20 protein-coding genes are annotated in these 18,146 nt (G+C 62.9%); 13 read left to right on the top strand and 7 right to left on the bottom strand.

Annotated elements, in window-relative coordinates; all coding sequences use genetic code 11:
- The first annotated feature begins 5 nt into the window (after window positions 1-5).
- From cydB to CK486_RS03410, 6 genes are all read left to right on the top strand, one after another.
- Window positions 6-1,148 carry a cytochrome d ubiquinol oxidase subunit II gene (gene cydB / locus CK486_RS03435; RefSeq protein WP_095938869.1) on the top strand — a complete coding sequence of 381 codons (1,143 nt, stop codon included), beginning with the start codon at window positions 6-8 and terminating at the stop codon, window positions 1,146-1,148.
- A gap of 11 nt (window positions 1,149-1,159) precedes the next feature.
- Window positions 1,160-1,276: a cytochrome bd-I oxidase subunit CydX gene (gene cydX, locus CK486_RS03430; protein ID WP_095938868.1), complete on the top strand. Its 117-nt coding sequence runs from the start codon at window positions 1,160-1,162 to the stop codon at window positions 1,274-1,276.
- Window positions 1,266-1,559 (top strand): cyd operon YbgE family protein, encoded by a 294-nt coding sequence (locus CK486_RS03425; RefSeq protein WP_256574347.1) that lies wholly within the window; start codon window positions 1,266-1,268, stop codon window positions 1,557-1,559. The genes cydX and CK486_RS03425 overlap by 11 nt, the downstream gene beginning before the upstream one ends.
- A 107-nt stretch (window positions 1,560-1,666) precedes the next feature.
- Window positions 1,667-3,673 (top strand): U32 family peptidase, encoded by a 2,007-nt coding sequence (locus CK486_RS03420; protein WP_095938866.1) that lies wholly within the window; start codon window positions 1,667-1,669, stop codon window positions 3,671-3,673.
- A gap of 187 nt (window positions 3,674-3,860) precedes the next feature.
- On the top strand, window positions 3,861-5,045 hold the full coding sequence (locus CK486_RS03415; RefSeq protein ID WP_176481634.1) for an alpha/beta hydrolase: 1,185 nt from the start codon (window positions 3,861-3,863) through the stop codon (window positions 5,043-5,045).
- A 42-nt stretch (window positions 5,046-5,087) separates the two neighbouring features.
- Window positions 5,088-5,702 (top strand): lysozyme inhibitor LprI family protein, encoded by a 615-nt coding sequence (locus CK486_RS03410; protein WP_218192087.1) that lies wholly within the window; start codon window positions 5,088-5,090, stop codon window positions 5,700-5,702.
- Window positions 5,703-5,738: 36 nt separating this feature from the next.
- On the opposite strand, the gene CK486_RS03405 is transcribed toward CK486_RS03410, so the two are convergent.
- Window positions 5,739-6,458, bottom strand: coding sequence for a TetR family transcriptional regulator (locus CK486_RS03405; RefSeq protein ID WP_095938863.1), 720 nt, complete (start codon window positions 6,456-6,458; stop codon window positions 5,739-5,741).
- Window positions 6,459-6,567: 109 nt separating this feature from the next.
- On the opposite strand from CK486_RS03405, the gene CK486_RS03400 reads away from it, so the two are divergent.
- Entirely contained in the window at window positions 6,568-8,133 is a 1,566-nt protein-coding gene (locus CK486_RS03400) for an NAD(P)/FAD-dependent oxidoreductase (RefSeq protein ID WP_095938862.1), read from the top strand.
- A complete protein-coding gene (locus CK486_RS03395; protein WP_095938861.1) occupies window positions 8,130-9,011 on the top strand; it encodes an SDR family oxidoreductase in 882 nt (293 codons plus the stop codon). The genes CK486_RS03400 and CK486_RS03395 overlap by 4 nt, the downstream gene beginning before the upstream one ends.
- A 52-nt stretch (window positions 9,012-9,063) precedes the next feature.
- On the opposite strand, the gene CK486_RS03390 is transcribed toward CK486_RS03395, so the two are convergent.
- Complete coding sequence (locus CK486_RS03390; RefSeq protein ID WP_095938860.1) at window positions 9,064-9,876, bottom strand: sigma 54-interacting transcriptional regulator; 813 nt, start codon at window positions 9,874-9,876, stop codon at window positions 9,064-9,066.
- A 10-nt stretch (window positions 9,877-9,886) separates the two neighbouring features.
- Window positions 9,887-10,468 carry an alpha/beta hydrolase gene (locus tag CK486_RS03385; RefSeq protein WP_095938859.1) on the bottom strand — a complete coding sequence of 194 codons (582 nt, stop codon included), beginning with the start codon at window positions 10,466-10,468 and terminating at the stop codon, window positions 9,887-9,889.
- A gap of 238 nt (window positions 10,469-10,706) precedes the next feature.
- On the opposite strand from CK486_RS03385, the gene CK486_RS03380 reads away from it, so the two are divergent.
- The 5 genes from CK486_RS03380 (at window position 10,707) to CK486_RS03360 (ending at window position 14,902) form a co-directional block, all read left to right on the top strand.
- Window positions 10,707-10,883 (top strand): DUF2292 domain-containing protein, encoded by a 177-nt coding sequence (locus CK486_RS03380; protein ID WP_095938858.1) that lies wholly within the window; start codon window positions 10,707-10,709, stop codon window positions 10,881-10,883.
- Window positions 10,884-11,108: 225 nt separating this feature from the next.
- Window positions 11,109-12,107 carry a sulfate ABC transporter substrate-binding protein gene (locus tag CK486_RS03375; RefSeq protein WP_095938857.1) on the top strand — a complete coding sequence of 333 codons (999 nt, stop codon included), beginning with the start codon at window positions 11,109-11,111 and terminating at the stop codon, window positions 12,105-12,107.
- A 113-nt stretch (window positions 12,108-12,220) separates the two neighbouring features.
- Window positions 12,221-13,039 carry a sulfate ABC transporter permease subunit CysT gene (gene cysT, locus CK486_RS03370; protein ID WP_095938856.1) on the top strand — a complete coding sequence of 273 codons (819 nt, stop codon included), beginning with the start codon at window positions 12,221-12,223 and terminating at the stop codon, window positions 13,037-13,039.
- Window positions 13,040-13,049: 10 nt separating this feature from the next.
- Entirely contained in the window at window positions 13,050-13,910 is an 861-nt protein-coding gene (gene cysW, locus CK486_RS03365) for a sulfate ABC transporter permease subunit CysW (protein WP_095938855.1), read from the top strand.
- A gap of 2 nt (window positions 13,911-13,912) precedes the next feature.
- Window positions 13,913-14,902 (top strand): sulfate/molybdate ABC transporter ATP-binding protein, encoded by a 990-nt coding sequence (locus tag CK486_RS03360; protein WP_095938854.1) that lies wholly within the window; start codon window positions 13,913-13,915, stop codon window positions 14,900-14,902.
- Between the two features lie 199 nt (window positions 14,903-15,101).
- Here the strand turns inward: CK486_RS03360 and CK486_RS03355 are convergent, their stop codons facing one another.
- Genes CK486_RS03355 through ssuD form a run of 4 tightly spaced genes read right to left on the bottom strand, consistent with a single transcriptional unit; the run spans window position 15,102 to window position 18,096 of the window.
- A complete protein-coding gene (locus tag CK486_RS03355) occupies window positions 15,102-15,317 on the bottom strand; it encodes a molybdopterin-binding protein (RefSeq protein ID WP_095938853.1) in 216 nt (71 codons plus the stop codon).
- A 40-nt stretch (window positions 15,318-15,357) separates the two neighbouring features.
- Complete coding sequence (ssuB, locus tag CK486_RS03350; protein WP_095938852.1) at window positions 15,358-16,158, bottom strand: aliphatic sulfonates ABC transporter ATP-binding protein; 801 nt, start codon at window positions 16,156-16,158, stop codon at window positions 15,358-15,360.
- On the bottom strand, window positions 16,155-16,937 hold the full coding sequence (gene ssuC / locus CK486_RS03345) for an aliphatic sulfonate ABC transporter permease SsuC (RefSeq protein ID WP_095938851.1): 783 nt from the start codon (window positions 16,935-16,937) through the stop codon (window positions 16,155-16,157). The genes ssuB and ssuC overlap by 4 nt, the downstream gene beginning before the upstream one ends.
- Window positions 16,938-16,947: 10 nt before the next feature.
- Window positions 16,948-18,096: an FMNH2-dependent alkanesulfonate monooxygenase gene (ssuD, locus tag CK486_RS03340; RefSeq protein ID WP_095938850.1), complete on the bottom strand. Its 1,149-nt coding sequence runs from the start codon at window positions 18,094-18,096 to the stop codon at window positions 16,948-16,950.
- Between the last annotated feature and the right edge of the window lie 50 nt (window positions 18,097-18,146).

Genomic DNA, 18,146 nt, shown 5'->3' with positions numbered 1-18,146 from the left:
GCACTATGTTCGACTATGAAAGCCTCAAGCTGATCTGGTGGGTATTGGTCGGCGTACTGCTGATTGGTTTTGCCCTGACTGACGGTTTTGATCTGGGCGCAGCCGCCTTGCTGACTTTCGTCGGCCGCAACGACAGTGAACGACGAGTGATCATCAACACCATTGCCCCGCACTGGGACGGCAACCAGGTCTGGCTGATCACAGCAGGGGGCGCCTTGTTCGCAGCATGGCCATTGGTTTATGCCGCCTCATTCTCTGGTTTCTACTGGGCCATGTTGCTGGTGTTGTTCGCACTGTTCGTCAGGCCGGTCGGCTTCGACTACCGCAGTAAGCTGGAGAACACTCGCTGGCGGCAAAGCTGGGACTGGGGATTGTGCATCGGAGGCATCGTGCCTTCTCTGGTCTTCGGCGTAGCCTTTGGCAACCTCCTGCTAGGCGTGCCATTCCAGTTTGATGACACTCTGCGTGTCAGCTATCACGGTAGTTTCTGGCAACTGCTGAACCCCTTCGGTCTGCTGGCCGGCGTGGTCAGCCTGAGCATGCTGCTGCTACATGGTGCCACCTGGCTGATGATGCGCAGTGAGGGCGATATTGCCCGGCGCAGTCAGCAGGCAGCCCTGGTGACTGCCCTGGTATTCCTGGCGAGTTTCATCGGTGCAGGAGCCTGGCTCTGGCTGGGAAACATCAACGGCTATGTTCTGGCAGCAGGTCTCGACATCAACGCGGCTATCAACCCCCTGAGCAAAAGCGTTGCTCAGGGCAATTCGGGTTGGCTGGCCAATTACACAGCCTATCCGCTGACCCAACTGGCTCCGCTCTGCGGCATTATCGGTGGCCTTCTGGCCTTGCTGGCAGCACGCAGCCAACGTGGCGCCTTAGCCTTTCTGGGTTCGAGCCTGGCCATTACTGGCGTGCTGTGCACCGCCGGTTTTGCCCTGTTCCCCTTTGTGATGCCGTCAAGCCTGGACCTCAATTCCAGCCTGACCGTATGGGACGCGGTCTCCAGCCATAAGACTCTGGGCATCATGTTTGTCGCTGCCTGCATCTTCGTACCGCTGATCCTGGCTTACACCCTGTGGAGCTACGCCAAGATGTGGGGCAAGGTCACTACCGCGCATATCGAACAGAACAGCCACGGGCTGTATTGAGGAGATTCACCATGTGGTATTTCACCTGGATTCTGGGCGTTCTGTTGGCCTGCAGCTTCGGCATCATCAATGCCCTTTGGCTCGAAACCACGCAAAACCTCGATGAGGAACCAGCGGGTGACGACTGACCCGCGCGCCTGGTGGCAACATCCGGCCAGTCGCGGCCTGTCGCTGCTACTGGCCACACCACTGGCGTTGCTGCTGTTGATCCACCCGGCGGCCATGCTCGATGAGCAAGGCCGCTACAGCCACAGCCTACTGATGTTGGTGATGTGGGGCGTGTCCGCCGGTTTTGTGCACGGAGTAGGCTTTGACCCGCACACTCGCATCTGGCGCCTGTGTTTTGGCCCTGGCAGTGCATGGTCACTGACTGTGCTGGGCTACGCCCTTCTGGCGCAGGCGAATCTGTGAGGGTATACGACGGATGCCAGACCACCTGCCGCTTTAAGCAACGACATCACCAGCTTTCACGCTAAAATGCCCGGCTGTTCACCGATCCCCAGCCGAAGCCCGAAACCATGTCCCTGCCCAAGCACCACCTCGAACTGCTCAGCCCCGCACGCGATGCCGCCATCGCCAGGGAAGCCATTCTGCATGGCGCCGACGCCGTGTACATCGGCGGGCCGAGCTTCGGCGCGCGGCACAACGCCAGCAACAGCGTGGCGGACATTGCCGGTCTGGTGGAGTTTGCCCACCTGTTCCACGCCAAGGTCTTCGTCACCATCAACACCATCCTGCACGACGACGAAGTCGAGCCGGCTCGCCAGCTGATCCACCAGCTCTACGACGCCGGCGTGGATGCGCTGATCGTACAGGACATGGGCGTGATGGAAATGGACATCCCGCCGATCGAGCTGCATGCCAGCACCCAGTGCGATATCCGCACTCTGGACAAGGCCAGGTTTCTTTCCCAGGCCGGCTTTTCGCAGATCGTCCTGGCACGCGAGCTGAACCTGCAGCAGATCCGCGCCATCAGTGAAAGCGTCGATGCTGCTGTCGAGTTCTTCATCCACGGTGCCCTGTGCGTGGCCTTCTCCGGCCAGTGCAACATCTCCCATGCACAGACCGGCCGCAGCGCTAACCGCGGTGACTGCTCGCAGGCCTGCCGCCTGCCCTACACCCTGAAAGATGATCAGGGGCGCGTGGTGGCCTTTGAGAAACACTTGCTGTCGATGAAGGACAACAACCAGACCGCCAACCTGATCCATCTGGTCGATGCCGGCGTGCGCTCGTTCAAGATCGAGGGCCGCTACAAGGATATGAGCTACGTGAAGAACATCACCGCTCACTACCGCCAGGAGCTGGATGCCATCCTCACCCAGCGCCCCGAGCTGGCGCGCAGCTCCAGCGGCCGCACCGAGCACTTCTTCACCCCGAACACGGAAAAGACCTTCCACCGCGGCAGCACCGACTACTTCGTCACCGACCGCAAGATCGACATCGGCGCCTTCGAGTCGCCCAAGTTCGTCGGCCTGCCGGTGGGCGAAGTGCTCAAGGTGGGCAAGCACGACCTGACCGTGCAGACCTCCGAAAAGCTCAACAACGGCGACGGCCTCAATGTACTGATCAAGCGTGAGGTAGTGGGTTTCCGCGCCAACACCGTGGAGCAACTGGCGCAGGTCGAGGAAGAAGGCAGCACGCAGTGGCAGTACCGCGTGGTGCCCAACGAGATGCCGGCCGAACTCAAGCAACTGCGCCCGCATCAGGTGCTCAACCGCAACCTCGACCACAACTGGCAGCAGGCGCTGCTCAAGACTTCCGCCGAGCGCCGTGTGGCCGTCAGTTGGCAGGCTGAACTGCGCGAAGCCGAGCTGCGCCTGACCGTCACCAGCGAAGACGGCAGCACTGCCACGGTCAGCCTGCCCGGCCCCTTCGGCCCGGCCAAGGATGCCGAACAGGCCCGCGCGCAGCTGGCCGACACCCTGAGCAAGCTGGGCACCACCTTCTATTACGCCAGCGATGTGCAGATCGACGCACCGCAGGCCCTGTTTGTGCCCAACTCGCAGCTCAAGGCCCTGCGCCGCGAGGCCATCGAAGCGCTGACCGCAGCCCGCGTAGCCGCTCACCCGCGCGGCAGCCGCAAAGCGGTCAGCGTACCGCCGCCGGTCTACCCCGAGTCGCACCTGACCTTCCTCGCCAACGTCTACAACGAGAAAGCCCGCGCCTTCTACCAGCGCTTTGGCGTACAGCTGATCGACGCCGCTTACGAGGCCCACGAGGAAGCCGGCGAAGTACCGGTGATGATCACCAAGCACTGCCTGCGTTTCTCCTTCAACCTGTGCCCCAAGCAGGCCAAGGGCGTTACCGGCGTGCGCACCAAGGTGGCGGACATGCAGCTGATACATCAGGACGAAGTGCTGACCCTGAAGTTCGACTGCAAGCCCTGCGAGATGCACATCATCGGCAAGATGAAGGGCCACATCCTCAACCAGCCACAGCCGGGCAGCAACGCCAGCATGGTCGGCTTCATCACCCCGGAAGATCTGGTTAAAACCATCAAGAAGAAACCTGCAAGTTCAGTCTGAGCCGACCCTGCCTGCTAGCTGACGTATAGGTATTTTTCAGGCAGGCTCAGGCTACTCGCCACTGGACATTGAATGGCCAGGCTCACCGACAGGAACGTCCATGCCTCGGTTATCTTCACTACGACTGATTACCGCCCTGCTGGGGCTTTTACTGAGTGCGTGTGCTACTCCGCCGTCACTGACGCTGATGTCGACGCCCGTCATTTACCAAGGCGCGGCGATTGATCCCTTTGCGCACCTCACGGACGACGAACGCATTCCCGATGTGGCACTGTTTTACGCCACCAACCGTCAGCCTGAAGCAGGCCACTATGGCAATGGCGTCAGCAACCAGCTGCACCTCGGGCAATCCGTGGTGCGCTTGGGCGACCCTCAAAGTCAGTGGCCTCAACTGCGAAGCGCCTCTCTGAGCGCTACACGCTCCCATGAGCTCCCCCTCAACCTCGTGCAGACCAAAGAGGCCAGTAGCGTAGCGCTGGCGCCAGTGGTCCAGTCTCCCCTCAGCAAGACCACACAGGCCTATGTTGACGCGATCAACCTGGAGTTGGAAAAGGCCCGAGACAAGGAAATCATCATCTACGTGCATGGCGCGAAAGTGGATTTCGCCAATGCCAACGAACTAACCGGAGAACTGGTGCACTTCGCCGGTCGCGACTTCGTGGGGCTGGCATTCTCGTGGCCCTCGCACCAGAACATCTTCAGCTATCTACTGGGTATCGATGTACAACGTGCCCGCCAGTCCAGCCAGGCACTCTGCCAGTTGATCGAACTGCTGGCCCGCCATACGGCTGCAGAGCGGATCAATCTGGTGGCCTACAGTGCCGGCGGGCGAGTAGCCTCTCTGGCGCTGCAGCGCATCGCCGAACGCCATCCAGGTCTCAGCCGCGAACAACTGCAGGCACGCTACCGCCTCGGAGCGATGATATTCGCTGCCGCCGATGTTCCTGAGGAACTCTTCGAGGAACGCCTACCAGCCATCAGCCAGTTGACCGAACAGGTCATGATTACTGTCTCGGATCAGGACGATGCACTGAACTACGCCCGCCATCTCATGCCTGGAGGACCTCGCATCGGCACGACTCAGGCAGAGGGCAAATTGCGCCAGTTCGCCCAGCAGCAAAGCCTGGAGAACATCATGTTTCTGGATGTCTCCAGCCGACATCAGGTAAGCGGTGTCACGATTGCCGGCCACCATTACTGGTATCGGCACCCCTGGGTCAGCAGTGATGTGATCCTACTGATGCGTACCAACCTTGCCCCCGCGCAACGCGCACTGACGATGGGTGACCACCCGGCGATCTGGTTTATGCAGCCCGACTACCCTGAAGCGGTTCGCAGTGCGACTCGCAAAGTGCTCAGGGGCCAGTGGTAACTGAGCCCAAGCCGCCGTCTTCCACCAGCAAGGAGATTGATGATGATCAAACCACTTTTGCCTGCGTTCCTGCTATGCACATGCCTATCTATCAACCCGCAAGCGCATGCTACTTCGCCCTCTTTCGACTGCGGCAAGGTCGAAAAAGGCAGCATCGAGGAACTGGTCTGCCAAAGCGCAGAACTGACCGATCTCGATGTCAAACTGGCCAACGCTTACAAAGCGGCCAGCCAGAAGGCCGCCAACCAGCACCCGAACCTGCTAAAAGCCGAGCAGCGTGGTTGGATCAAAGGTCGCAATGACTGCTGGAAAAGTGATGATAAGAATGCCTGTGTGGCTGACAGCTATCGCCAGCGCACCGCCGAGCTGCAGGCTCGCTATCAGTTGATTGCCGGCAAGGGCCCGGTTCACTACGCCTGTGACGGCAACCCGGCCAAAGAAGTGGTCGCCACCTTCTACCCCACCGAGCCCAAGAGTGTTGTGGCCGAGTTCGGCGACAGCAGCTCGCTGATGTTCCTGCAGGACTCAGACAGTGGCCAGCACTACGTCGGCCGCAACGAAACACTGACTGCAGGCAAGGACATCACCACCGTAGTCTGGGGCTATGAAGCACCACAGATGCAGTGCAAGGCCCTCGACAAGCCTCACCAGCAATAACCAGCCGCTCGCTGGCGGCCTAAGCCGCCAGCTTCACTACGCCGGCAGATTGAGCTGCCCCAGGCTTTTCAACACGGCAGCGCCGGCGAACAGCAGCATGATCTGCTCCTCGGCCAGGAGCCTGATGGCTTCGCGCCGCTCGGGCTGACCGAGATAGTCGAGCGACTGCTGGAACAGGGTCTGACTGACCAGTTGGGTAACCTGCCGCACTTCATATTCGGCCAGGATGCTGGGCAGCAGCTTGAAGTCCTGAATGTCCTCGACCATGTCTTCGGCAAACTCGGCCATCACCGCCGACAGTGCTTCGCGCATCACAGGCGACGCCCCGTGCAGTTCGCGCACCCCGATCAGAAACGCTGCCGGGTGCTGATCAACGAAGTCGAAGAAGAGCTGCACCGTCTCGTGGGTCACCCGCCGGCCACGGCCCAGGTCGATGCCGAACAGTTTCGGCAGACGCAGTTTCTGCCGCTGATCGGCCCGCGCCGCCGCCTCACGGCGCAGGGCCCGCAGCGGCTGGCGCAGTTGGGTGGAAATGTCACGAATGACGGCCAGGCCCAGATCATCGACGTCACGAAAGTGCCGGTAGAAGGTATTGGGGTTGAGCCCCGCCTCCCGCGCCAGTTCACGCAGCCCCAGGCTGCTGAGGCTGCGACTGGTTGAGGTCAGGCGCAGCGCTGCCTCCATCAGCAGGCGCTTGCCGGGCGCCTCGCTGTTTTTTTCCACAGCCTGTGGCTGTGCGGTGACCTCTGCATCCATATCCCTACCTTAGGTTGGCTTGTGGCATTGGGGCTTGCTGGGAAGTATACACACGTCTACCGTGTAGACACTTGTATACACCAGCCATAACGATAACAGGAGACTGGTTATGAACGCGCCCGCTTCACCTGAGCTTGCTGCCCGCCATTGCAAGATTGCCATCCTCGGCAGTGGCTTTTCCGGACTCGGCATGGCCATTCGCCTGAAACAGAAAGGCGAGCAGGACTTCCTGATCTTTGAAAAGGAAGCCGGTGTTGGCGGTACCTGGCGCGTCAACCACTACCCAGGTTGCGCCTGCGATGTGCAATCGCACCTGTACTCCTTCTCCTTCGCGCCCAACCCGAACTGGACGCGCATGTTCGCGCCACAGCCGGAAATCAAGCGCTACCTGGAAGGCTGCTGGGAAAACTTCCACCTGCAGGACAAGACCCTGCTCAATACCACCGTCACCCAGCTGCAGTGGGATGAACGTGCCGAGCTGTGGCGTATCCAGGACGAAGCCGGTAATCACTACAGCGCACAGTTCGTCGTCTCCGGCATGGGTGCCCTGTCCATCCCGTCGATTCCCAAGCTCAAGGGTCTGGAGAAGTTCAAGGGCATGGTCTTCCACTCCCAGCAGTGGGACCACGACTACGACCTCAAGGGCAAGCGCGTGGCGGTGATCGGCACCGGCGCCTCGGCCATCCAGTTCGTCCCCGAGCTGCAGAAAGAAGTAGCCCGTCTCGACCTGTACCAGCGCACCGCGCCCTGGATCATGCCCAAGCCGGACCGCCTGATCAAAGAGTCCGAGCGCGAGCGCTTCAAGCGTTTCCCGCTGCTGCAAAAACTCTGGCGCGGCGGCATCTACACCCTGCTGGAAAGCCGCGTGCTGGGCTTTGCCTGGGCACCCAAGGTGATGAAGCTGGCCTCGCTGGTGGCCAAGTGGCATATCGGCCGCTCGATCAAGGACCCGGTCCTGCGCGCCAAGGTCACCCCGGACTACATCATGGGCTGCAAGCGCGTGCTGATCTCCAACAACTACTACCCGGCACTGGCCCAGGCCAACGTCGACGTGATCACCGACGGTATCAGCGAGATCCGCGCCGGCAGCATCCTGGCCAGTGACGGCAGCGAGCGTGAGGTCGACGCCATCATCTTCGGCACCGGTTTCACACCGACCGACCCGATCCCACGCGGAGCCATCCACGGCCGCAACGGCATCGACCTGGTCGACAGCTGGCCGCACGGCCCGGAAGCCTACAAAGGCACCATGACCGCCGGCTTCCCCAACCTGTTCTTCCTGATGGGCCCGAATACCGGCCTCGGCCACAACTCGATGGTGTACATGATCGAATCGCAGATCCAGTACATCCTCGGCGCCCTCGACCTGCTCAATGAACGCAACCTCGACTCGCTGGAGCCCAAGCGCGAAGCGCAGGACGCCTTCAACGGCAAACTACACAGCAGCCTGGGCCACAGCGTGTGGAATGCCGGTGGCTGCAACAGCTGGTACCTGCACCCGGTCAGTGGGCGCAACACCAGCCTGTGGCCAAGCTTCACCTGGCGCTTCCGCATGCTGACCAGGCATTTCGATCCGGCAGCCTATCATTTCAGTCGCGTTGACAATCCCTTGCTGGCACCTGTGCAGGCCGCGCAAACCCAACCAGTCGAAAAGGCCGAGGAGGCTCTGGCATGAATTCCTTTATCAACAAAGTGGCAGCCATTACCGGTGCCGGCTCCGGCATCGGCCGCGCCCTGGCGCTGAACCTCGCGGGTCAGGGCTGCAATCTGGCGATCTCCGACGTGAATGCCGCCGGCCTCAAGGAAACCGCCGAGGCGGCCCGCCAACAGGGTGTGAAGGTGCTGGAAACCGTGGTCAACGTCGCCGATCGTGCCGCCGTACATGCCTGGGCCGATGAAGTGGTGCGCGAGTTCGGCAAGGTCAACCTGATCTTCAACAACGCCGGTGTCGCCCACGCCGGCACCGTCGAAGGCAGCGACTATGCCGAGTACGAGTGGATCATGAACATCAACTTCTGGGGCGTGATGCACGGCACCAAGGCTTTCCTGCCGTACCTGAAAGCCACCGGCGACGGCCACATCGTCAACATCTCCAGCATCTTCGGCCTGTTCGCCCAACCGGGTATGAGCGCCTACAACGCCACCAAGTTCGCCGTGCGCGGCTTCACCGAAGCCCTGCGCCAGGAACTGGACATGGACGCCTGTGGCGTATCGGCCAGCTGCGTACACCCGGGTGGAATCAAGACCAACATTGCCAAGACCGCGCGGATGAACGACAGCCTGAGCAAGGTCACCGGTCAGGACGCCGACACCGCCCGCAGCCAGTTCCACGACCAGTTGCTGCGCACCACGCCGGAGAAGGCCGCCGAGGTCATCCTCAACGGCGTGCGGCGCAACCAGCGGCGCATCCTGATCGGCGGCGATGCCGTGGCCACCGACCTGATGCAGCGCTCGATGCCGGCGCTGTATCAGCGTCTGGTAGTGAGCACCATGCGCCTGGCCGCGCGCTTCGCGCCCAAGCCCAAAGCACGGGTCGGGCAGACGGCCGAGTAAGACTCACCGCGCATAAAAAGCCCCGCAGTGCGGGGCTTTTTCATTGAGCCCGTCAAACGGGCAACTGCAGATCATTGACCTCGATGACCCCGCCCTGCCCGACCAGCAAGGCAAAATGCAGCACGTTCTCCAGCTCTCGGGTATTGCCCGGCCAGCGGTGAGCCAGGAGCGCATCCTGAGCCACCTCGCTCAACTCGGGCAGCGGCAGATCGAGCCGGTCGGCATACACGCCGAGGAAGTACTCGGCCAACGGCAAAATGTCGCCCGGTCGCTCACGCAGCGCCGGCAGCAGCAGCTCGCCCTGCTGCAAGAGGGCAAACAACTCGGCATCGAAAGTGCCCGCACGCACCGCGAGCGACAGGTCCAGACTACTGGCCGCGAGCAGGCGCACATCAACCGGCAGACTGTGATGACTGCCTTCACGCTGCACCTCCCTCAGTTGCAGCACTTTGAGCAGCCGCCACTGCAGCGCCAGTGACAGATCGGCGATCTCATCCAGATACAGCGTGCCGCCCTGAGCCGAGCCCAGCCAACCGGCACGACTGCTCGGCCCGACCAGCCGGCCACCGGCATGGCCGAACAGCTCGGCAGCGCCATGGTTCTTGCTCAGGGCGCCGCAGTTGACCGCCACAAACAATCCCGAGCGCTGGCTTTGCCGATGGATATGCCGGGCCAGCAGCTCCTTGCCGGTACCGGTTTCGCCACGGATCAGCAGCGGCTGCTCGCCCTCGGCCAGCACCTCGACTTCATCGCGCAGGCGGCGCGAGCGCGGATCGATGAACACCAGCGCGCGGGCGCGAATGCTCAGCGGGCTGCGGTCGTTTTCGGCAAAACTGAGCAGGCCTGCCGTGGGTGGAATACTCATGCGCTGCTCCTCAGGCCTGGCGCCTGGCGGCACGCTCGATGCGCGCCTGCAGACGGTAGAGCCAGGCAAAACCCTGTTCCCAGGTGCGGTGGCCAGACTTCACGTTGATGTGCCCGGCCTGCGGCAGAATCGCCCAGCCGCTGCCCCACTGCTCCGCCAATTCGCCGGCGCGCTCGGCGCTGGCCGCCGCGTCGTTGCTGGAGCCAATCAACAGACTGGGAAAGGGCAGCGGCTGTCGGCTGATCGGCGCAAAGCCCTGCAGCGCCTGCGGGCAGTTGGGCCGTTCGACATCCGCCGGCGCGACCAGCAGCGCACCGCGTACCCTGGCCAGAGCGAGGGCATCGGCCTCGGCCGCCCAGTGCGCAACCGTGATGCAGCCCAGGCTATGGGCAATCAGCACCACGTCGGCCGGCGCGGCCGCGATAGCTCTGTCGAGTTCGGCAACCCAGGCTTCGCGCTCCGGCATCAGCCAGTCGGCCTGTTCGACGCGCGATGCTGAGGGCAGCACGCGCTGCCAGTGCGATTGCCAATGTTCCTCTGGCGAGCCCTGCCAGCCGGGAACAATCAGGTAATGAAGGGGGGGCGTGGTCATCGCGACTCTCCGCTGCGACGTGATGCTGCGCAGTCTAGGCGGCGACCTTAATAACCTAAAAAGAATAAATATCTATTTGTTTATAACCATATTTACATTCCTGCATGGCAGACACATCACACCCTCATATTCCTTTAGATTCTATAAAAAGCAGAAAAAAGTATTTTTAAGTATTACAAACCAACCCCTAGTATGCGCTCCAAGCCAGCGATGACTGGCGAATACCCTGGAGAACATCATGAGCGTCCAGCCCAACGAAGAAGCGGAAACCCCGGAGCCGCTGCGCGAAATAGTCCGCGCCCTGGACGGCCTGCGCTTCGGCGCGGTGGAGATCACCGTGCACAACAGCCAGATCGTTCAGATCGAACGTAAAGAGAAAATCCGCCTGCAAGCGGCCAGCAGCCGCCAGGCCTGACCCGGGATCACCGATCCCTCCCGCCCGACTGGACCACCAGAGGGCGTGACATGAACCGAGCCACTGACAAGAAGAGCACGACCATGCACACGCACCTCAAGACCGCTCCGCATCTGTGTCGCTGTTGCCAGCGAATGTGTCGCTAGACGCCCTCGCCAACGCATCACCGCAACACCCCAATTACAGATGAGTCGTGCCGCCAAGAGCCGCACGCAGGAGATAGCCATGTCCATTCGCACCCTCAGCCTCAGCCTGATCGCTTCCGCCCTGTTTGCCGCCCCGGCACTGGCACAAACCACTCTGCTCAACGTGTCCTACGACCCGACCCGTGAGCTGTATGTCGAATACAACAAGGCTTTCAACAAGCACTGGACCGCCCAGGGCAATGAAGCCGTGACCGTTCAGCAGTCCCACGGTGGCTCCGGCAAGCAGGCCCGCGCCGTGATCGATGGTCTCAAGGCCGACGTGGTCACCCTGGCCCTGGCCGGTGACATCGATGAACTGCACAAGCTGGGCAAACTGATCCCGGAAAACTGGCAGGAGCGCCTGCCGCAGGCCAGCACGCCTTACACCTCGACCATCGTGTTCCTGGTCCGCAAGGGCAACCCGAAGAACATCAAGGACTGGGGCGACCTGACCAAAGAAGGCGTTGAAGTCATCACCCCGAACCCGAAAACCTCCGGCGGTGCACGCTGGAACTTCCTCGCTGCCTGGGCCTGGGCTCAGCAGCACTACGGCAGCGAAGCCAAGGCTCAGGAATACGTCAAGGCGCTGTACCAGCACGTCCCGGTACTGGATACCGGCGCCCGCGCCTCGACCATCACCTTCGTCAACAACCAGATCGGCGACGTGCTGCTGGCCTGGGAAAACGAAGCCTTCCTGGCCCTCAAGGAACAGGGTGGTGATCAGTTCGAGATCGTCGCGCCGAGCCTGTCGATCCTCGCCGAGCCGCCGGTATCGGTGGTCGACAAGAACGTCGACAAGCACGGTACCCGCAAGGTCGCCGAAGCCTACCTGCAGTACCTGTACAGCGAGGAAGGTCAGCGCATTGCGGCGAAGAACTTCTACCGCCCGCGTAACGAGAAGGTGGCTGCCGAGTTCGCCCAGCAGTTCCCCAATCTGAAGCTGGTCACCATCGACAAGGATTTCGGCGGCTGGAAAACCGCTCAGCCGAAGTTCTTCAACGATGGCGGCATCTTCGACCAGATCTACCAGGCCCAGTAAGCCTGAACGGTTAGCGCTCGTTTCGAGCGCGACGTGCAAGGGAGGCGCAAGCCTCCCTTCTGCGCATCCGGGTTCGACCACGACACCCCGTTTTCACCACGTAAGGACAGATGATGTCGCGACGTATCTCCCCCGTCATACCCGGCTTCGGGCTGACGCTGGGCTACACCTTGGTGTACCTCAGCCTGTTGGTGCTGATTCCCCTGGGTGCACTTTTCCTCAAGACCACTGACCTGACCTGGGCGCAGTTCATTCAGGTGATCAGTGCCCCGCGCGTACTCGCCGCGCTCAAACTTTCCTTCAGCACGGCCTTCTTTGCGGCGCTGCTCAATGGCGTAATCGGCACCCTGCTGGCCTGGGTTCTGGTGCGCTACACCTTCCCCGGCCGCAAGATCATCGACGCCATGATCGACCTGCCGTTCGCCCTGCCCACCGCCGTGGCCGGCATCGCCCTCACCGCGCTCTATGCGCCCAAGGGCCTGATCGGCAGCCTGGCCGCCGACATCGGTCTGAAGATCGCCTACACCCCGCTGGGCATCACCCTGGCGCTGACCTTCGTCACCCTGCCCTTCGTGGTGCGCACGGTGCAGCCGGTGCTCGCGGACATCCCCCGCGAGGTCGAAGAGGCCGCCGCCTGCCTGGGCGCCAAGCCGCTGCAGGTGGCCCGCCATGTGCTGTTGCCGGTTCTGCTGCCGGCCTGGCTGACCGGTTTCGCCCTGGCCTTTGCCCGCGGCGTGGGCGAATACGGCTCGGTGATCTTCATCGCCGGCAATATGCCGATGAAGACCGAGATCCTGCCGCTGCTGATCATGGTCAAGCTCGACCAGTACGACTACACCGGCGCCACGGCCATCGGCGTCCTGATGCTGGTGGTCTCCTTCATCCTGCTGCTGGCCATCAACCTGCTGCAGCGCCGCATTCAAACGCCATAAGGAGGCCGGCATGACATCCGCAACCCTGACTGCCAATGCCGCCCGGCGTGGCAACCCGCTGGCCCGCCGCCTGCTGATCGCCGGCGCCTGGCTGGTGTTCGCCCTGTTCCTGCTGCTGCCCCTGCTGGTGGTGCTGAGCGAAGCCTTCAAGCAAGGTGTGGGCACCTTCTTCACCGCCATCCTCGAACCGGATGCGATCTCTGCGCTGAAGCTGACACTGACGGCCGTGGCCATCGCAGTCCCGCTCAACCTGGTGTTCGGCGTCTCGGCCGCCTGGTGCGTGAGCAAGTACGAGTTCACGGGCAAGAGCCTGCTGGTGACCCTGATCGACCTGCCGTTCTCGGTGTCGCCGGTGATCGCCGGTCTGATCTACGTGCTGCTGTTCGGCGCCCAGGGCTACTTCGGCAGCTGGCTGCAGGAGCACGACATCCAGATCATCTTCGCCATCCCCGGCATCGTCCTGGCCACCCTCTTCGTCACCGTGCCCTTCGTTGCCCGCGAGCTGATCCCGCTGATGCAGGAACAGGGCACCCAGGAAGAAGAAGCCGCGCGCCTGCTCGGCGCCAACGGCTGGCAGATGTTCTGGCACGTCACCCTGCCCAACATCAAATGGGGCCTGATCTACGGCGTGGTGCTCTGTACCGCCCGGGCCATGGGTGAGTTCGGCGCGGTGTCGGTGGTCTCCGGGCATATCCGCGGCCTGACCAACACCCTGCCACTGCATGTCGAGATTCTCTACAACGAATACAACCACGTCGCCGCCTTCAGCGTGGCCAGCCTGCTGCTGGCCCTGGCCCTGATCATCCTGCTGCTCAAGCAGTGGAGCGAAGCGCGTCTGTCCCGTCTCAAGTCGAATGCCGACGAGGAATAAGCATGTCCATCGAAGTCCGTAACGTCAGCAAGAACTTCAATGCCTTCCGCGCACTGAACAACATCAATCTGGATATCAACAGCGGCGAGCTGGTCGCCCTGCTCGGCCCCTCCGGCTGCGGCAAGACCACCCTGCTGCGCATCATCGCCGGTCTGGAAACCCCGGATGCCGGCAACATCGTGTTCCACGGCGAAGACGTCTCCGGCCACGATGTGCGCGACCGCAACGTCGGTTTCGTGTTCCAGCACTACGCGCTGTTCCGCCACATGACGGTGTTCGACAACGTCGCCTTCGGCCTGCGCATGAAGCCCAAGAAGGAGCGCCCCAGCGAGAAGGTCATCGCCGAGAAGGTCCATGAGCTGCTCAACATGGTCCAGCTCGACTGGCTGGCCGACCGCTACCCGGAGCAACTCTCCGGCGGCCAGCGCCAGCGCATCGCCCTGGCCCGTGCCCTGGCCGTGCAGCCGAAGATCCTCCTGCTCGACGAACCCTTCGGCGCACTGGATGCCAAGGTGCGCAAGGAGCTGCGCCGCTGGCTGGCGCGCCTGCATGAGGAGATCCACCTGACCAGCGTATTCGTCACCCACGACCAGGAAGAAGCCATGGAAGTGGCCGACCGTATCGTGGTGATGAACAAGGGCGTGATCGAGCAGATCGGCGCGCCGGGCGAGGTTTACGAGCAACCGGCCAGCGAGTTCGTCTACCACTTCCTCGGCGACTCCAACCGCCTGCACCTGGGCGACGACCAGCACATCCTGTTCCGTCCGCACGAGGTCTCGCTGTCGCGCAGTGAACTGGGCGATCACCGCCTGGCCGAAGTCCGCGACATCCGCCCGCTGGGGGCCATCACCCGCATCACCCTGAAGATCAAGGATCAGGACGAGCTGATCGAGGCCGAAGTGGTCAAGGACCATGACAGCCTGGCCGGTCTGGTGCGAGGCGAAAGCCTGTTCTTCAAGCCGCGCCCCAGCGTGATCAGCGGCCAGCGCTGAGCACGGCGCAACACGCAAAAGCCCGGCACTTGCCGGGCTTTTTGCTGACAGCGCAACCGCCACGCCACTGCATTCCTGGCCTGACCAGGCTCTCCTGTATGGATCTGACAACATCCAGGCTGGCGGGCTGATGCAGCGACATGCAGAGGCCCGAAAAAAAGCCCGGCAAAAGCCGGGCTGTGGTGTCCAGCAGCAGTACTTACAGCTTGGCGATCGACACCTCGGTGGATTTGACGAAGGCGATCACCTCACTGCCCACGCCCAGCTCCAGCTCGCGCACGGAACGGGTGGTGATCACCGAGGTGACGATGCCGGCGGCGGTCTGCACGTCGATTTCCGACAGCACGTCGCCGGTGACGATTTCCTTGATGGTGCCTTTGAACTGGTTGCGGACGTTGATGGCTTTGATGGTCATGGTCTTGCTCCTTGGATCATGGGTCGGGATGGGGTCTTGCTTAAAGCGCCCAGCGCAGCTGCGTGGGCAAGGGTGAAACAGGTTCCGGCTGCGGTGGCAGCTCCGGCAGCGCCAGCACGCGGTTAAGCACCTCCGCCTCCAGCGCCGCCAGCTGCGCCGAGCCACGCGGACGCGGACGTGACAGATCGACTGCCAGGTCCAGGCCGATGCGGCCCTCCTCGATCAGAATGACCCGGTCAGCCACCGCCACGGCCTCGGCCACGTCGTGGGTCACCAGCAGCACGGTGAAACCATGCTGTTTCCACAGGCGCTCGATCAGTTGCTGCATCTCGATGCGGGTCAGGGCATCCAGCGCGCCCAGCGGCTCATCGAGCAGCAACAGGCGCGGCCGGTGGATCAGCGCACGGGCCAGGGCCACGCGCTGCTTCTGCCCGCCAGACAAAGCTGCAGGCCAGTCGTTGGCGCGCTCGGCCAGGCCCACGGCCGCCAGCGCCTCCCGCGCCTGCTCACGCCAGTTGCCCGTCAGGCCCAGGCCGACGTTGTCGATCACCCGTTTCCACGGCAGCAGGCGCGCGTCCTGAAACATCAGCCGGGTGTTTTCCCGCGCCGCACTGAGCGGGCCTTTTCCGGCCAGCAGTTGCCCGTCGGTTGGCTGATCCAGCCCGGCCAGCAGACGCAGCAGCGTGCTCTTGCCGCAGCCGCTGCGGCCCACCACGGCGACGAACTGGCCAGCCGGGATGTGCAGGTCGATACCCTTGAGCACCTCACGTGAACCGAAGGCCTTGCGGATACCTTCGATGGCCAACGGAATCCCCTGATGAATACTCTGCCGAGCGGTCATTGCACACCTGCCTTGGCCTGATAGGCCGGATGCCAGCGCAGCCACACACGCTCCAGCAGCCGGGCGGCCAGATCGGCCAGCTTGCCGAGCAGTGCGTAGAGCAGGATAGCCAGCACCACCACATCGGTCTGCAGGAACTCGCGGGCATTCATCGCCAGGTAGCCGATACCGGCGCTGGCGGAAATGGTTTCCGCGACGATCAGGGTCAGCCACATGAAACCGAGGGCGAAGCGCACGCCGACCAGAATCGATGGCAGCGCGCCGGGCAGGATCACCTGACGGAACAGACCAAAGCCCGACAGGCCATAGCTGCGCGCCATTTCCACCAGCGCCGGGTCGACGTTGCGGATGCCGTGATAGGTGTTGAGGTAGATGGGGAACAGCGTGCCGAGGGCGACCAGAAAGATCTTCGCGCTCTCGTCGATGCCGAACCACAGGATCACCAGCGGGATCAGCGCCAGGTGCGGCACGTTGCGGATCATCTGCACCGAACTGTCGAGCAGGCGTTCGCCCCAGGTCGACAAACCGGTGATAAAGCCCAGCAGCAGACCCAGTCCGCCGCCAATGGCAAAGCCGATGGCTGCACGCTGACCACTGATGGCCAAGTGGGTCCAGATTTCACCGCTGGCCAACAGCGCCCAGCCCGCCTCCAGCACCGCGCTGGGCGCCGGCAGGATGCGCGTGGACAGCCAACCGGCGACCACCGCGCCCTGCCAGATCGCCAGCAGTGCCAGCGGCAGTGCCCAGGGCGCGAGACGGGACAACCAGAGCTTGGTCATTGTGCTGTCCTCAACTCTGGGCCGCGGCCTTGGGCAGGATGTCGCTGGAGATCATCTCGCCGAAGGGGCTGACATAGCCGCGCGACACGGGTCGCTCCGGCTGGGCGATATCCAGGTGCGGGAACAGCAGTTCGGCGACCCGGTACGACTCTTCCAGATGCGGATAGCCGGAGAAGATGAAGGTATCGATACCCAGCTCGGCGTACTCCTTCACCCGCGCGGCCACGGTCGGGCCGTCGCCAACCAGTGCTGTGCCGGCACCGCCACGCACCAGGCCGACGCCGGCCCAGAGGTTGGGGCTGACTTCCAGCTTGTCCTTGCGCCCGCCATGCAGCGCCGCCATGCGTTGCTGACCCACCGAATCGAAACGCGCCAGCGAGGCCTGGGCACGGGCGATGGTGTCGTCATCCAGATGACTGATCAGGCGCTCGGCGGCAGCCCAGGCCTCTTCCGTGGTCTCGCGCACGATCACGTGCAGGCGGATGCCGAAGCGCACCGTGCGGCCGAGTTTCGCGGCCTTCTCGCGGACTTCGGCAATCTTCTCGGCGACCGCCGCCGGCGGCTCGCCCCAGGTCAGGTACATCTCCACCTGCTCGGCGGCCAGGTCATGGGCGGCGGCCGAGGAACCACCGAAATACAGCGGCGGACGCGGCTGCTGCAGCGGCGGGTATAGCAACTTGGCGCCCTTGACCTGAATGTGCTTGCCGGCGTAGTCCACCGTTTCGCCTTCCAGTACGCGACGCCAGATGCGGGTGAACTCCACCGAAGCTTCGTAGCGCTCTTCGTGGGACAGGTTCAGGCCGTCACCGGCCAGTTCGTCCGGATCGCCACCGGTGACCAGATTGAACAGCGCGCGACCGCTGGACAGCCGGTCCAGTGTCGCCGCCTGACGCGCCGCCACAGTGGGCGAAATGATCCCGGGGCGCAGGGCCACGAGGAACTTGAGATGCTGCGTCACCGGAATCAGCGAAGCCGCTACCAGCCAGGAGTCCTCGCAGGAACGGCCGGTGGGAATCAGTACACCGCCAAATCCCAGCCGGTCGGCGGCCTGGGCGATCTGGGTGAGGTAGCCGTGATCGACGGCGCGGGCCCCTTCGGCGGTGCCCAGGTACTTGCCATCGCCATGGGTGGGCAGGAACCAGAAAATATTCAGGCTCATGGAGTGGTCTCCTTAAAGGATGCCCCTCCCCCGACGGGAGAGGGGCTGAG

The organism is Pseudomonas sp. HAR-UPW-AIA-41, from assembly GCF_002304225.1.
Lineage (GTDB): Bacteria > Pseudomonadota > Gammaproteobacteria > Pseudomonadales > Pseudomonadaceae > Aquipseudomonas.
Note: the sequence above shows the minus strand (reverse complement) of the source record. Positions and strands in the feature narration are given on the sequence as shown.

Bases quoted from the DNA above. Each gene is read 5' to 3' on its own strand.
- CK486_RS03360 (WP_095938854.1), top strand. From the start codon at position 13,913: ATGTCCATCGAAGTCCGTAACGTCAGCAAGAACTTCAATGCCTTCCGC.
- CK486_RS03385 (WP_095938859.1), bottom strand. From the start codon at position 10,468: ATGACCACGCCCCCCCTTCATTACCTGATTGTTCCCGGCTGGCAGGGC.
- ssuC (WP_095938851.1), bottom strand. From the start codon at position 16,937: ATGACCAAGCTCTGGTTGTCCCGTCTCGCGCCCTGGGCACTGCCGCTG.
- cysT (WP_095938856.1), top strand. From the start codon at position 12,221: ATGTCGCGACGTATCTCCCCCGTCATACCCGGCTTCGGGCTGACGCTG.
- cydX (WP_095938868.1), top strand. From the start codon at position 1,160: ATGTGGTATTTCACCTGGATTCTGGGCGTTCTGTTGGCCTGCAGCTTC.
- ssuD (WP_095938850.1), bottom strand. From the start codon at position 18,096: ATGAGCCTGAATATTTTCTGGTTCCTGCCCACCCATGGCGATGGCAAG.
- CK486_RS03415 (WP_176481634.1), top strand. From the start codon at position 3,861: ATGTCGACGCCCGTCATTTACCAAGGCGCGGCGATTGATCCCTTTGCG.
- cydB (WP_095938869.1), top strand. From the start codon at position 6: ATGTTCGACTATGAAAGCCTCAAGCTGATCTGGTGGGTATTGGTCGGC.
- CK486_RS03390 (WP_095938860.1), bottom strand. From the start codon at position 9,876: ATGAGTATTCCACCCACGGCAGGCCTGCTCAGTTTTGCCGAAAACGAC.
- CK486_RS03380 (WP_095938858.1), top strand. From the start codon at position 10,707: ATGAGCGTCCAGCCCAACGAAGAAGCGGAAACCCCGGAGCCGCTGCGC.
- ssuB (WP_095938852.1), bottom strand. From the start codon at position 16,158: ATGACCGCTCGGCAGAGTATTCATCAGGGGATTCCGTTGGCCATCGAA.
- CK486_RS03375 (WP_095938857.1), top strand. From the start codon at position 11,109: ATGTCCATTCGCACCCTCAGCCTCAGCCTGATCGCTTCCGCCCTGTTT.
- cysW (WP_095938855.1), top strand. From the start codon at position 13,050: ATGACATCCGCAACCCTGACTGCCAATGCCGCCCGGCGTGGCAACCCG.
- CK486_RS03400 (WP_095938862.1), top strand. From the start codon at position 6,568: ATGAACGCGCCCGCTTCACCTGAGCTTGCTGCCCGCCATTGCAAGATT.
- CK486_RS03355 (WP_095938853.1), bottom strand. From the start codon at position 15,317: ATGACCATCAAAGCCATCAACGTCCGCAACCAGTTCAAAGGCACCATC.
- CK486_RS03405 (WP_095938863.1), bottom strand. From the start codon at position 6,458: ATGGATGCAGAGGTCACCGCACAGCCACAGGCTGTGGAAAAAAACAGC.
- CK486_RS03395 (WP_095938861.1), top strand. From the start codon at position 8,130: ATGAATTCCTTTATCAACAAAGTGGCAGCCATTACCGGTGCCGGCTCC.
- CK486_RS03420 (WP_095938866.1), top strand. From the start codon at position 1,667: ATGTCCCTGCCCAAGCACCACCTCGAACTGCTCAGCCCCGCACGCGAT.
- CK486_RS03410 (WP_218192087.1), top strand. From the start codon at position 5,088: ATGATCAAACCACTTTTGCCTGCGTTCCTGCTATGCACATGCCTATCT.